This window comes from Mycolicibacterium chubuense (assembly GCF_001044255.1).
GTDB lineage: Bacteria > Actinomycetota > Actinomycetes > Mycobacteriales > Mycobacteriaceae > Mycobacterium > Mycobacterium chubuense.
The window spans coordinates 1-12,022 of the sequence record NZ_JYNX01000037.1; the positions used below are offsets into that span (position 1 = coordinate 1).

A 12,022-nucleotide genomic window follows, 5' to 3' on the forward strand; every position below is an offset into this window, starting at 1 on the left:
GGTGCTCGCCGAGGCGGGCAAGGACTGGGCGGCCAAGGCGGGCGGCACCTCCGGCGTGCTGTGGGGCGCGCTGCTGGCGGCGCTCGGTGCGCGCGTCGGTGACACCGGCCGCCCCGACGACCGGACCGTGGCGGCCGGAATGCGGGACGGCTACGACGCGTTGGTGTCTCTCGGCGGTGCAGCCCCGGGTGACAAGACCATGCTCGACGCGCTGTTGCCCTTCGTCGACGATCTCGAGCGCCGAGTGGCCGACGGCGCGTCGTGGCAGGACGCGTGGCGGGCGGCGGCCGATGTCGCCGCCGAGGCCGCGGCGGCCACTGCCGAGATGCGGCCCAAGGTGGGCCGGGCGCGTCCGCTCGCCGAGCGCAGCGTCGGGACCCCCGACGCCGGGGCCACCTCGCTGGCGATGTGCCTGCGCACGGTCGCCGACACGTTCACGTCCACCCCGACAACCACGAAAGGGGAGTGATCCGCCATGGCAGGTCTGCGCATCGTCGTCGGCTCCGACGACGCCGGGTTCGAGTACAAGGAAGCGCTCAAGAGTGATCTCCTCGGCGACGATCGGGTGGCCGAGGTCACGGACGTCGGCGTGACCGCCGACGAGAACACCGCCTATCCGCACGTCGCCGTCGCGGCGGCACGCATGATCGCCGAAGGCAAGGCCGACCGCGCACTGCTGGTCTGCGGCACCGGGCTCGGAGTGGCCATCAGCGCCAACAAGGTTCCCGGTATCCGCGCGGTCACCGCGCACGACAGCTTCTCCGTGGAGCGGTCGGTGCTGTCGAACAACGCTCAGGTGCTGTGCTTCGGACAGCGCGTCGTCGGGCTCGAATTGGCCCGCCGGCTCGCCCGCGAGTGGCTCGGCTACGATTTCGACCCGCAGAGCGCGTCCGCAGGCAAGGTCGACGCCATCTGCTCCTACGAGTCCACGCCGGCGAACGGCTGAGCTTCGAGGAACGCCGGCGGTAGATTCGCCGGCATGACCGACGTCGTCGTCTCCGTCAACGACGGGGTCGCACTGGTGACGCTGAACCGGCCGCACCGGCGCAACGCCTACACCCCGCCGATGGGTGCGCTGCTCAACGAGGCCTACCGGCGTTGCGACGACGACGACGCGGTGCGCGCGATCGTGCTGACCGGCGCGCGCGATGCGTTCTGTGCCGGTGCCGACGTCTCCGACGGTGAGCCGTTCGGCGCGCCCGGCGACACGTTCACCGCGTCCCCGATCGACCCGGCGGCCTTCGAGTTGCGCACCCCGGTGATCGCCGCCGTCAACGGCCACGCGATCGGGATCGGGTTGACGATCGCGTTGCAGACCGACATCCGGATCGTCGCCGCCGACGCGAAATACGCGGTGGCACAGGTCCGTCGCGGCGTGCTGCCGGACTGCATGGCGCACTGGACCCTGCCCCGGCTGGTGGGTGCCGCGGTCGCCGCCGACCTCCTGCTGACCGGCCGGACGTTCGACGGCCGGGAGGCGGTGACGATGGGCGTCGCGACGCGTGCGCTGCCCGCGGAAGAGGTGCTCGACGCCGCGATGGCGATCGCGCGAGACATCGCCGTCAACGTCGCCCCGATGTCGGCGGCGTTGACCAAGCGCCTGCTGTGGGACACGATGACCGAGGGCTACAGCGCGCGTCAGGTCGCGATGCTGGAGACGGAGTTGCACAAGCGGGTGATGGGCGGCGCCGACGCCCGCGAAGGTGTGGCCGCATTCCTCGAGCGGCGTGTACCGCACTGGAGCGCGTCGGTGTCGCGAGAATGGAAACCGTTGCCGGACAACGCTTTCTGAGGAGATAGGAAATGGCCTCGCCGAGCGCGGCCACGCTCGCTATGGTGGACGCTGTGAACATCCGAGTCGAGGAGGTCGTCGGCGCCCGCGCCGACATCAGATGACCGCGCCCCGTCGCCGACCCCCTGGGCCGGCGGCGCCGTCATACCCTCACTCACCCGGACGCACCGCGGTGCGTCCCTGTTCAGGATGGCTTCACCCCATGGACTCCCACACCCGTACGCAGATTCTCGGCGCCTTCCACGGCGCCACCCGCAGTGAGGTCAAGAAGGTCACCTTCGCCGCGGACTTCGACGACGTCGACTTCAGCAGATTGGAGTACTACGGCTGGGCCGATCCCAAGATCCCGCGCCGGGCCTACCTCGTGGTCGACCGGCCTGACGGACCGGTGGCGCTGCTGCTGAACCGCGCCGCGCGCACGCCGCGGGGACGAGCCATGTGCACGTGGTGCAACGATGTGAACCTCGCTGACGAGGCGGTGCTCTACGCGGTGCGCCGCGGCGGTGCGGCAGGCCGGAAGGGAGACACCGTCGGCACGTTGATCTGCGCGAATTTCGGATGCTCCCGCAATGTCCGGCAGCTGCCGCCCGCCTATCACCGCGGCACCGACCTGGAAGCGATACGGGCACAGCGGGTCGAGGAGTTGCAGCGCACGGTGCACGCCTTCGTGGACAAGGTGCTCGGCACGGAGAGCCCTATTTGAGCATGCTGCCGGCATCCACCGTCACCGGCAGGCCGGTGATGTAGCGGGCTTCGTCGGAGGCCAGGAACAGCACCGCGTTGCTGATGTCGACCGGTTCCACCCAGCCGACGGGCAGCACGTGCATGAATTGCGCGGCGACCTTCAGGTCGTCGGGGCCGGGGTTCTCCAGGTCGGGCCGGAACAGCTTCATCGTCCCGTCGTTCATGAACATCGGAGTGTTGACGTTGGTCGGGCACACCGCGTTCACCCGGATGAAGTGCTGGCCGAGTTCGACGGCGAAGGTGCGCATCAGACCGATGACCCCGTGCTTGGCGGCGATGTAGTGCCCGGTGTGCGGATAGGCCTTGAGCCCGCCGACCGAGCTGGTGAGAACGATCGAACCGCCTGTACCGCCGGAGATGAGATGGGGGACAGCGGCTTTCACCGACTTCCAGACCCCTGCCAGATTGACGTCGATCATGTCCGTCCAGTCTGCCTCGCTGGTCTTGTCCAGCGTCTGGCCGCCGTTGCCGATTCCGGCGTTGGCGACCACGATGTCGAGCCGGCCCAGCTGCTCCACGCCGTTGTCGACGGCCTCCGCCAACGCCTGGTAGTCGCGCACGTCGACCTCGGCCGTCACGATGCGCCGGTTGCGACCCTTGACCAGATCCGCGGTCTGGGCGAGGTCGTCCGGGGTAGCCGGTTCGATCTGACTGTTGTCGCTGACCGGGCCGCACACGTCGACGGCGATGATGTCGGCACCCTCCTCTGCGAGCCGGACCGCATGGCTGCGTCCCTGACCCCGGGCCGCGCCGGTGATGAATGCGACCTTGCCCTCGACCCGACCAGCCACGTGACACCCCGATCTCCCGACGCCGGCGCGCCGATGTAGAAATTTGTCGATCGATCAGCAGAGTGGCAGGAGGGGGTGTCCTTGTCAAGGGTTGGACGGTGCCGACGCGGCGGCCAATCGGTCGAGGTGGCGCTCGACCAGCGCCCGCATCTGTTCATGACCCGCGCTGACCCCGACCGCCTCTTCGTTGCAGATGCTGCGCGCGGTCTGGGCGATCAGCATCGAAATCGCCACGGGCGGATACTCATCGAGATCGATGCCGCGCGTGCGCAGTGCCACGGTCACCGCGGCCGCCTCGATGTCCCGCACCCGCTCGGCGTAGGTCTTGAGTTCCGTGCGAATGGCCTTGCGGTGGTTGGCCAGCGCCATGAACTCGGTGCTCAATGCGCTGAGCCGGGTGTCGCTGTTGATGATCCATAGCGTGCGCAGCGGATCGTCGTCGGTGAGCGCGGCGCGCATGCGCTCGAGTGAGACTTCGGCACCGGTGCGCAGTACTTCGACGAAAAGGTCGTCCATGGTGGGGAAGTAGTAATACACCAGAGCCTGCTTGACGCCGGCCTCGGCGGCGACCCGCCGCGATGTCGCCGCGGCGTACCCCTCGTCCCGCATGACCTTCGCGGTCGCCTCGATCAACCGGACGCGGGCGCCGCCGTCGGAGGAGGTCCGCGTCTGAGTGCTTGACCGGCGTGATGGCCGCGTGGTAGGCATGGCGCATCCTAACAGTTTGATCGATCGATCAGAACAATGGGAAAGGTCTGACCACCCCATGAGCGATCTCGCCGAGCGGGACTACTTCTCCGACGCCGCCGTGGCGCAGGACCCCTACGACTACTGGGATCAGGTGCGCAGCCGCGGGCCGGTGTTCCACGAGCCCCACTACGGTGTCGTCGCGGTCACCGGCTACGCCGAAGTCCAGGCGGCCTTCAAAGATGTCGAGAGCTTCTCGGCGGTCAATGCGATCGGCGGCCCCTTCCCGCCATTGCCGTTCACGCCGTCCGGGGACGACATCGGTGAGCAGATCGACGCACACCGCCACGAATTCCCGATCTTCGAGCACATGGTGGTGATGGATCCGCCGGAGCACGGCAGGGCACGCTCACTGCTCGGCCGGCTGCTGACCCCGCGCCGGCTGAAGGAGAACGAGGACTACATCTGGCGGCTTGCCGACCGGCAGCTCGACGAATTCATCGTCAACGGCCGCTGCGAGTTCCTCGCCGAGTACGCCAAACCGTTCGCCACGTTGGCCATCGCCGATCTCCTCGGCGTGCCCGAGCAGGATCGTCCGCAGATCCGCCGCAACCTCGGGGCGGGCAATGCGCCGGGGTCCCGGGTGGGCGCGTTGGATCACGAGCCGGTGGGCAGCAATCCGCTGCAGTACCTCGACGAACTGTTCAGCGGCTACATCGCCGACCGGCGGAGAACCCCCCGCGAGGACGTCCTGAGCGGCCTGGCCGAGGCCACCTATCCCGACGGATCGACACCCACGCTGCTCGAGGTCGTGCGGCCGGCCACCTTCCTGTTCGCCGCCGGCCAGGAGACGGTGACCAAGCTGCTGAGTGCGGCCGTCCGGATCCTGGGCGACCGGCCGGACCTGCAGGCGCTGCTGCGGTCCGACCGCGATCTGATCGCACCGTTCCTGGAGGAGACCCTGCGGATGGAGAGCCCCACCAAGGTCGACTTCCGGCTGGCTCGGCGGACCACCTCGCTGGGCGGGGTGCCGATCCGGGCCGNCCGTTCCTGGAGGAGACCCTGCGGATGGAGAGCCCCACCAAGGTCGACTTCCGGCTGGCTCGGCGGACCACCTCGCTGGGCGGGGTGCCGATCCGGGCCGGCACCGTGGTGATGCTGTGCCTCGGCGCGGCGAATCGGGACCCGCGCAAGTTCGAGCAGCCCCACGAGTTCCGCCTCGACCGCAGGAACGTGCGCGAGCACATAGCGTTCGGCCGCGGAATCCACACCTGCGCCGGTGCACCATTGGCGCGCGTCGAGGGGCGTGTCACCGTTGCACGCCTGCTCGACCGCACCACCGAGCTCGGCATCGATGCGACCGAGCACGGTGGGCCGGGGCATCGCCACTATGCCTACGAGTCCACGTTCCTGCTGCGCGGCCTCAAGGCGCTCCACATCGAATTCAACACGGGGCCATCCTGATTCAGGGTGTCGAGCCGCCATGCCTGCCGTTGTCGCGGGTGGCCTCAAAACCCTGGGTGAGCCAGTACACGGTGCGATCGAGAATGGGGAGGATGTCGGTGCTGGCGATCTCGCCAGCGACAAAGCGGCCCAACAGCCCGTAGACCACGCTGGAGATGATCGCGTCGAAATCGGCGATGAAGGTCTCGGACACCCCGGCCATCGACTCCAACCCGGCCGGCGCGACGATATCGAGGCCGCGGCGCAGCAACTGCTGCCCGCGGGGCGAGGATCGCGCCCTGAAGTAGGCGGTCAACATGCCAGGGTGTTGCTCCCATGGTTCGAAGATGATCCGGAAGAGATCCATCAGCGCCTCGTGCAGCGACTGTCCCTGTGCGCGGGCGCGAGGCTTGACGCCCGCATAACGGTTCTTGTCCAGCCACGACTGCAAGGCAGCGAGGATCAGGTCCTCGCGCGTCGGGTATCGCTTGTAGATCGTCGCCAGGGAGGTCCGCGCGCGGCGGGCCACCTCTCGCAGCGCAACAGCGTCGTAGCCCTCGTTCTCGAGGATGCCCACGACTACGCCGAGCACCCGGTCATCGACATCGCCGTGTTCGCTGCCATGTCCGGGAGTCTTGATCATTCTGCGCACCTTGCCCTTTGTGAGTAACGAGGTTACCGTACCCCTGTAACGCGGTTACTCGGTTCAGGCCCTGCTGTGGCTGACGCGACGAAAGCGAGGACGGATGGGTTCTCTGGAGGGCAGAGTCGCCTTCATCACCGGGGTGGCACGGGGACAGGGCCGCAGCCATGCGGTGAGGTTGGCGGCCGAGGGCGCCCACGTCATCGGGGTGGACATCTGTGCCGATATCCCGGCGAACGGGTACCCGATGGCCACCGAGGCGGACCTCGACGAGACGGTTGCCCTGGTGGAAGCGGCGGGCGGCACAATGGCCGGCTCGGTCGCCGATGTGCGTGACTTCGGCGCCGTGAAATCCGCTGTGGATGCAGGAGTCGAGACGTTCGGTCGTCTCGACATCGTCTGTGCCAATGCCGGTATCGCGCCCACGGCGTTCTGCGAAGTCAGCCTCGAAGAGGACCTCGCCATGTGGACCGCCGCCATCGATGTCAATCTCGTCGGGTCGTTTCACACCGCGAAGGCCGCGATTCCTCATCTGATTGCCGGAGGGCGCGGCGGCGCAATGGTGTTCACCAGCTCCACCGCCGGACTCCGCGGCTTCGGCGGCATGCGTGGCGGCGGCCTGGGGTACGCGGCATCCAAGCACGGCATCGTGGGGTTGATGCGCACATTGTCCAATGCCCTTGCGCCCTACAGTATCCGGGTCAACACTGTTCATCCGACCGCAGTCAACACGACGATGGCAGTGAACCCCGCGATGACGGCGTTCCTGGAACAATATCCAGAAGGCGGCCCGCATCTGCAGAACCCGATGCCGGTGGAACTGCTGGAGCCCGGGGACATCAGCGCCGCAATCGCCTACCTGGTTTCCGACGCCGCCAGATTCGTCACAGGGGTCGCATTCCCGGTCGACGCCGGATTCTGCAACAAGTTATGAGCGGCCGCGTCACCGGAAAACGCGTCCTGATCACCGGCGCCGCACGCGGAATGGGCCGCAGTCACGCCGAGCTCCTGGCGCGGCAGGGTGCCGATCTGATCCTGGTGGACATCTGCGCTTCACTGCCCGAAGTGGAGTACCCACTGGCCACCCCCGAGGATCTCTTCGACACTGCACGCCTCGTGGAGAAGCACGGACGCCGTGCCCTCACGTATGTCGTAGACGTCCGCGATGCCGCGGCGTTGTCGGCAGCCGTCGATTCGGGAGTCGCTGAGCTCGGCGGTTTGGACGCTTCGGTGGCAAATGCCGGAGTGCTGACGGCGGGGACCTGGGACACCACCACACCCGAGCAGTGGCGCACCGTGGTGGACGTCAATCTGATCGGTGCGTGGAACACGTGCGCCGCCGCGCTGCCGCACCTGGTCGACAACGGCGGCAGCCTCGTCAACATCAGTTCAGCGGCCGGCATCAAGGGCACCCCACTGCACACGCCGTACACCGCATCCAAGCACGGTGTCGTCGGGATGAGCAGAGCATTGGCGAATGAACTCGCGGCGGTCGGCATCCGGGTCAACACCGTACATCCGACGGGTGTGGAAACCGGGATGCGCCCGGACTCGCTGCACACATTGCTGGCCGAGCAACGGCCCGATCTGGCTCCGATCTTCCTCAACGCCATGCCGATTGTGATGGCTGAAGCCCTCGACATCAGCAATGCGGTGCTGTTTCTCGTCTCCGACGAATCGCGTTACGTGACCGGACTCGAATTCAAGGTCGACGCGGGTGTCACCCTCCGGTGAATCCGTGCCAACGAAGGAAGTGACCATGACGATCCTCGATTTCGACCGGCTCGAGCGTGGCCGCCGAGCCTTCGCCGAGGTGATGACCTTCCCGGCGCCTCGGGACGCCTCACCGGCTACGAGCAGCATGCTCGACTTCGTCTACGCCGAGGTGTGGCAGCGGCCGGTGCTGACCCGGCGGGATCGCCGATTCGTGACGCTGGCGTGCGTTGCCGCCGCCGATGCCGAAGTGCCGCTGCGCGACCACGTGTACGCCGCCCTCAACAGCGGCGACGTGTCGATCGTCGAGATGCAAGAAACCGTTCTGCATTTCGCAGTTTACGGCGGCTGGCCGAAGGCGTCGCGCTTCAACATGGTGGTCGACGAGCAGTGGGAGCGCATAAACGGTGAGAGGGGCCGTCCGGTCCCGCCGCCGGCCTCGCTCCTGCCGTTGTCCACCCCCAGCGATCCCGAGGCGCGACTGTCGGTGGGCGAGCAGTCGTTCAAAGACATCAACTGCCTGCCGTACGCGCCGGCCCGCGACAATCCCTATCAGGGCGCGGGCATCCTCAATTTCGTGTTCGGGGAGATGTGGCTGCGGCCGGGGCTGGGTATGAGACAACGGCGTCTGGTGACGGTCGCCTGTGTCGCCTTCCAGGACGCGCCCTATCCCATTCTCAGTCACGTCTATGCCGCATTGAAGAGTCGCGATCTCTCTTTCGACGAAATGGACGAGCTTGCACTGCATTTCGCGGCGTATTACGGCTGGCCGAAGGCGGCGCACCTCAACGACGTGATCGGCAGCCAGAAGCGGCGCGTGCTGGCAGAGTGGGATGCGGAGAAACGGGCGGACGGCGCGTGAAGACATCGTCGGGTTTGCCGTGGTCGGTCGGTGAACCGGTCGGTCCCCTGGTGGGCGGGGACCGGATCACCGCCGACTCAGGGACTGTCCATCGGCACATCTACCCGGCCACCGGTCAGGTCAACGCCACCGTGACCTTGGCCGGCGCCGCCGAGATGGACCGCGCCGTCGGCTGTGCGCGGGAGGCCCAGCGGCAGTGGATGGCACTCACCGTCGATGTCCGGCGGGATCGGCTCATCGATCTGGCGGACGTTATCGGCGAGCACCGCGATGAACTGGCCGCACTCAACGTCGCCGACTATGCCGTCCCGATATCGTTCGCCGGCACTGCGCTGCTGCTGGAACGCTTTCTTCGGCACTTCGCCGGATACGTTGACAAGCCCCACGGCGCCAGCACGCCCGTCAACGGGTCGTTCGACATGAACCTCGTGGAACGCGAACCCTACGGCGTGGTCGGCGTCATCGCTCCGTGGAACGGCTCGCTGGCCGTGGCGGGATCTTGTGTGGCTCCTGCCCTGGCCGCAGGGAATGCGGTGGTGTTCAAGCCATCCGAGCTGGCACCGCTTGCCGCGCTCCGGTTCGGGGAGTTGTGTCTGCTCGCCGGGTTACCGCCGGGATTGGTGAACGTCGTTCCGTCCGCTGCCGAAGGCGGTGACGCGCTGGTGCGCCACCCCGGGGTCGGCAAGATCCACTTCACCGGCGGTGGTGCCACAGCGCGCACGGTGATCAAGGCAGCCGCCGACAATCTCACCCCGGTCGTCGCCGAACTCGGCGGGAAGTCCGCGAGCATCGTCTTCGCCGACGCAGACCTGGACCGTGCCGCGTCACTCTCGGCGCACCAGGGTCCACTGATGCAGGCAGGTCAGAGTTGCGCATGCGCGAGTCGGATCCTGGTCCACGCGTCGGTCTATGACGACTTCGTCGAGGAGTTTCTCGCAGTCGTGAACTCGGCCAGGATCGGTGATCCGACGGATCCGGCCGTCACCCTCGGTCCGGTGATCAGCCAGCCCGCAGTCGAGCGCATCCTCGGTGTCATCGACGAGGCGGTGCGCACGAGCGCCGGTGAGCTGCTCACCGGTGGCCGACGCCTCGGAGGTGAGCTCGCACAGGGCTACTACCTGGAACCAACGGTGTTCGGTAACACCGACAACTCGTCGTCGCTGGCTCAGCTGGAGACGTTCGGGCCGGTCGTCTCGGTGATCAGGTTCGGCGACGACAGCGAGGCGGTCCGCATCGCCAACGACTCCGTCTACGGGTTGAACGCCTTCATCCAGACGCGTGACCTGCACCGTGCGCACAGAGTGGCTCAGTCGCTCGAGGCGGGATCGGTGTGGATCAACACGTTCAGTGACATCGCCCCCCAAGGACCCTATGGAGGCTACAAGCAGAGCGGCTTCGGCCGGACCGGCGGAGTCGACGGCATGTATGAATTCATGCGGATCAAGAACGTCCGGATCGGTCTGGGCTGACGGCAGACGCACAACGGCCAGCGAGCGGGATCGGTCTGACGATCGCGCTGCGGACCCCCCTCCGAATACTCGCCGTGGACGCGAAATCCGCAGTGGCACAGGTACGTCGCGGGTGCTGCCCGACTGTATAAGGTACTTGGCCCTGCCCCGTCTGTTGGGCGGCGTCGCGACGCTTACCGCGCCCGCGGACGACGTGCTGAGTGGCCTGGGCGAGGCCACCTATCTCGACGGATCGACGCCCGCACTGCTCGAGGTCGTGCGGCCGGACCTGCAGGCGCTGCTGCGCTCCGACCGCGATCTGATCGCGCCGTTCCTGGAGGAGACCCTGCGGATGGAGAGCCCCACCAAGGTCGACTTCCGGCTGGCTCGGCGGACCACCTCGCTGGGCGGGGTGCCGATCCGGGCCGGCACCGTGGTGATGCTGTGCCTCGGCGCGGCGAATCGGGACCTGCGCAAGTTCNGCTGGCTCGGCGGACCACCTCGCTGGGCGGGGTGCCGATCCGGGCCGGCACCGTGGTGATGCTGTGCCTCGGCGCGGCGAATCGGGACCTGCGCAAGTTCGAGCAGCCCCGCGAGTTTCATCTGGACCGCAGGAACGTGCGCGAGCACATAGCGTTCGGCCGCGGAATCGCCGCTATGCATCCGGATCGACGTTCCTGCTGCGCGGCCTTAAGAACCTGTGCACCGAATTCACGCCGCGTCGTCCTGATTGGGTCCACTCACGGTGTCGCCCGCATGCTACGAGACGGAAAGCTTTGCGGGGATGGTGCTTTCCACGAACTGAGCGGACGCGGTGGCCGCAGATTCGCGTGCCAGGAAGGCGGCTACTTCGTTGATCGCGGTCATCAGCGGTGCGGGGAAGATCACCGTGGTGTTCTTCTCCACGCCGAGTTCGAGGAGGGTCTGCAGGTTGCGCAGCTGAAGCGCCAAGGGGTGGGCCATCATCGTGTCGGAGGCATCGCCGAGGGCGGCGGCTGCCCGTGCTTCGCCCTCTGCGGCAATGATCTTCGCCCGCTTCTCGCGTTCAGCCTCGGCTTCGCGGGCCATCGCGCGCTTCATCGTGTCGGGAAGTCGGATGTCCTTGAGTTCCACCAGGGTGACTTCGACACCCCATTCCAGGGTGGTGGTGTCGAGGATCCGGCGGATGCTGGCGTTGATGACCGAGGTCTCCGAGAGCGTCTCGTCGAGAGAATGTTGGCCCACGACGTTGCGCAGTGTCGTCTGAGCGATCTGATCGATCGCGGCGGCCACGTTTTCGATGACGACGACCGATTTTCGCGCGTCGACCACCCGGAAGTAGGCCACTGCCGCGATGTCGACGCTGACGTTGTCGCGCGTGATGATCCCCTGCGACTGAACCGGCAAAGTGACGATGCGTAGGGAGACCCGCAGAAGTCGGTCGATCACGGGGATGATCAGCCGGAGTCCGGGTTCGCGTACGCCGATGACCCTGCCCAGCCGAAAGTGCACACCCCGCTCGTATTGCTTCACCACCCGGACGGCCGCGGCCAGTAGCAACAGTGCCGCGGCGAGGACCACGACGACGATCACGGTCGTGACGTTGGCGGCCATGTCCGGCGCGCTCAGTCTGTCCGCGCGTGGTGCGGGACCGGGGTGCGGGCGAATCTCGACCGCGCTTTCTCGTCGGCGGCTTCCTGCTCGGCGGCCGTGACGACGACTGCGTCGGGGCCGGGGATCACCGTGGCGACGTGGTCGGTGGCGAGCCACCGCACCACGTAGGGCGGCGCACCGTCGGCGCCGTGCACCTCCGTGATCAGTCCACGCTGATCGGCCTGATCGACGTGGGTCCCCTTGAGCACCAACCAGTCACCTGTGTGAGCCTTCATCGCCCGGCTCCTTTCGGTCCCGCAGGCTGTG

Annotated in this window: 13 protein-coding genes and 4 pseudogenes; 12 read left to right on the plus strand and 5 right to left on the minus strand. The window is 67.3% G+C overall.

Annotated elements, in window-relative coordinates:
- From MCHUDSM44219_RS14480 to MCHUDSM44219_RS14495, 4 genes are all read left to right on the plus strand, one after another.
- A partial coding sequence (locus MCHUDSM44219_RS14480; RefSeq protein WP_048418961.1) for a DAK2 domain-containing protein occupies nt 1–469 on the plus strand: 469 nt, incomplete at its 5' end.
- A gap of 6 nt (nt 470–475) precedes the next feature.
- A complete protein-coding gene (locus MCHUDSM44219_RS14485) occupies nt 476–946 on the plus strand; it encodes a ribose-5-phosphate isomerase (RefSeq protein WP_048418962.1) in 471 nt (156 codons plus the stop codon).
- A 33-nt stretch (nt 947–979) separates the two neighbouring features.
- Entirely contained in the window at nt 980–1,792 is an 813-nt protein-coding gene (locus tag MCHUDSM44219_RS14490; protein WP_048418963.1) for an enoyl-CoA hydratase/isomerase family protein, read from the plus strand.
- A gap of 202 nt (nt 1,793–1,994) precedes the next feature.
- Nucleotides 1,995–2,495, plus strand: a complete 501-nt coding sequence (locus MCHUDSM44219_RS14495; RefSeq protein WP_048418964.1) for an FBP domain-containing protein — start codon at nt 1,995–1,997, stop codon at nt 2,493–2,495.
- Here MCHUDSM44219_RS14495 and MCHUDSM44219_RS14500 read toward each other — a convergent pair.
- On the minus strand, nt 2,488–3,327 hold the full coding sequence (locus MCHUDSM44219_RS14500; protein ID WP_048418965.1) for a mycofactocin-coupled SDR family oxidoreductase: 840 nt from the start codon (nt 3,325–3,327) through the stop codon (nt 2,488–2,490). The two genes, MCHUDSM44219_RS14495 and MCHUDSM44219_RS14500, sit on opposite strands and share 8 nt — an antisense overlap.
- Before the next feature lie 84 nt (nt 3,328–3,411).
- A complete protein-coding gene (locus MCHUDSM44219_RS14505) occupies nt 3,412–4,035 on the minus strand; it encodes a TetR/AcrR family transcriptional regulator (protein WP_048418966.1) in 624 nt (207 codons plus the stop codon).
- Between the two features lie 58 nt (nt 4,036–4,093).
- On the opposite strand from MCHUDSM44219_RS14505, the pseudogene MCHUDSM44219_RS14510 reads away from it, so the two are divergent.
- Together MCHUDSM44219_RS14510 and MCHUDSM44219_RS31025 are read left to right on the plus strand one after the other, a co-directional pair.
- Nucleotides 4,094–5,057 (plus strand): annotated as a pseudogene (locus MCHUDSM44219_RS14510) (cytochrome P450); the annotation flags it as partial.
- A gap of 1 nt (nt 5,058) precedes the next feature.
- Nucleotides 5,059–5,478, plus strand: a pseudogene (locus MCHUDSM44219_RS31025) (cytochrome P450); the annotation flags it as partial.
- Nucleotide 5,479: 1 nt separating this feature from the next.
- Here MCHUDSM44219_RS31025 and MCHUDSM44219_RS14515 read toward each other — a convergent pair.
- The gene (locus MCHUDSM44219_RS14515) at nt 5,480–6,100 is read right to left on the minus strand and encodes a TetR/AcrR family transcriptional regulator (RefSeq protein ID WP_048418967.1); all 621 of its coding nucleotides are present in this window, start codon (nt 6,098–6,100) and stop codon (nt 5,480–5,482) included.
- Between the two features lie 103 nt (nt 6,101–6,203).
- Here MCHUDSM44219_RS14515 and MCHUDSM44219_RS14520 point away from each other — a divergent pair, with 103 nt between their 5' ends.
- From MCHUDSM44219_RS14520 to MCHUDSM44219_RS31040, 6 genes and pseudogenes are all read left to right on the plus strand, one after another.
- The gene (locus tag MCHUDSM44219_RS14520; protein WP_048418968.1) at nt 6,204–7,034 is read left to right on the plus strand and encodes a mycofactocin-coupled SDR family oxidoreductase; all 831 of its coding nucleotides are present in this window, start codon (nt 6,204–6,206) and stop codon (nt 7,032–7,034) included.
- The gene (locus MCHUDSM44219_RS14525; RefSeq protein WP_048418969.1) at nt 7,031–7,834 is read left to right on the plus strand and encodes a mycofactocin-coupled SDR family oxidoreductase; all 804 of its coding nucleotides are present in this window, start codon (nt 7,031–7,033) and stop codon (nt 7,832–7,834) included. The genes MCHUDSM44219_RS14520 and MCHUDSM44219_RS14525 overlap by 4 nt, the downstream gene beginning before the upstream one ends.
- Nucleotides 7,835–7,859: 25 nt before the next feature.
- On the plus strand, nt 7,860–8,675 hold the full coding sequence (locus tag MCHUDSM44219_RS14530) for a carboxymuconolactone decarboxylase family protein (RefSeq protein ID WP_048419097.1): 816 nt from the start codon (nt 7,860–7,862) through the stop codon (nt 8,673–8,675).
- Nucleotides 8,672–10,144: an aldehyde dehydrogenase family protein gene (locus MCHUDSM44219_RS14535; RefSeq protein ID WP_236695460.1), complete on the plus strand. Its 1,473-nt coding sequence runs from the start codon at nt 8,672–8,674 to the stop codon at nt 10,142–10,144. The genes MCHUDSM44219_RS14530 and MCHUDSM44219_RS14535 overlap by 4 nt, the downstream gene beginning before the upstream one ends.
- Before the next feature lie 181 nt (nt 10,145–10,325).
- Nucleotides 10,326–10,604, plus strand: a pseudogene (locus MCHUDSM44219_RS31830) (cytochrome P450); the annotation flags it as partial.
- 1 nt (nt 10,605) lies between these two features.
- Nucleotides 10,606–10,774 (plus strand): annotated as a pseudogene (locus MCHUDSM44219_RS31040) (cytochrome P450); the annotation flags it as partial.
- Between the two features lie 108 nt (nt 10,775–10,882).
- Here the strand turns inward: MCHUDSM44219_RS31040 and MCHUDSM44219_RS14545 are convergent.
- Both MCHUDSM44219_RS14545 and MCHUDSM44219_RS14550 read right to left on the minus strand, forming a co-directional pair.
- Nucleotides 10,883–11,695 (minus strand): slipin family protein, encoded by an 813-nt coding sequence (locus tag MCHUDSM44219_RS14545; protein ID WP_413783608.1) that lies wholly within the window; start codon nt 11,693–11,695, stop codon nt 10,883–10,885.
- Between the two features lie 32 nt (nt 11,696–11,727).
- Nucleotides 11,728–11,991, minus strand: coding sequence for a DUF1918 domain-containing protein (locus MCHUDSM44219_RS14550; protein WP_048418971.1), 264 nt, complete (start codon nt 11,989–11,991; stop codon nt 11,728–11,730).
- Nucleotides 11,992–12,022: the final 31 nt, after the last annotated feature.

Bases quoted from the DNA above. Each gene is read 5' to 3' on its own strand.
- MCHUDSM44219_RS14520 (WP_048418968.1), top strand. From the start codon at position 6,204: ATGGGTTCTCTGGAGGGCAGAGTCGCCTTCATCACCGGGGTGGCACGG.
- MCHUDSM44219_RS14530 (WP_048419097.1), top strand. From the start codon at position 7,860: ATGACGATCCTCGATTTCGACCGGCTCGAGCGTGGCCGCCGAGCCTTC.
- MCHUDSM44219_RS14525 (WP_048418969.1), top strand. From the start codon at position 7,031: ATGAGCGGCCGCGTCACCGGAAAACGCGTCCTGATCACCGGCGCCGCA.
- MCHUDSM44219_RS14505 (WP_048418966.1), bottom strand. From the start codon at position 4,035: ATGCCTACCACGCGGCCATCACGCCGGTCAAGCACTCAGACGCGGACC.
- MCHUDSM44219_RS14485 (WP_048418962.1), top strand. From the start codon at position 476: ATGGCAGGTCTGCGCATCGTCGTCGGCTCCGACGACGCCGGGTTCGAG.
- MCHUDSM44219_RS14495 (WP_048418964.1), top strand. From the start codon at position 1,995: ATGGACTCCCACACCCGTACGCAGATTCTCGGCGCCTTCCACGGCGCC.
- MCHUDSM44219_RS14550 (WP_048418971.1), bottom strand. From the start codon at position 11,991: ATGAAGGCTCACACAGGTGACTGGTTGGTGCTCAAGGGGACCCACGTC.
- MCHUDSM44219_RS14515 (WP_048418967.1), bottom strand. From the start codon at position 6,100: ATGATCAAGACTCCCGGACATGGCAGCGAACACGGCGATGTCGATGAC.
- MCHUDSM44219_RS14490 (WP_048418963.1), top strand. From the start codon at position 980: ATGACCGACGTCGTCGTCTCCGTCAACGACGGGGTCGCACTGGTGACG.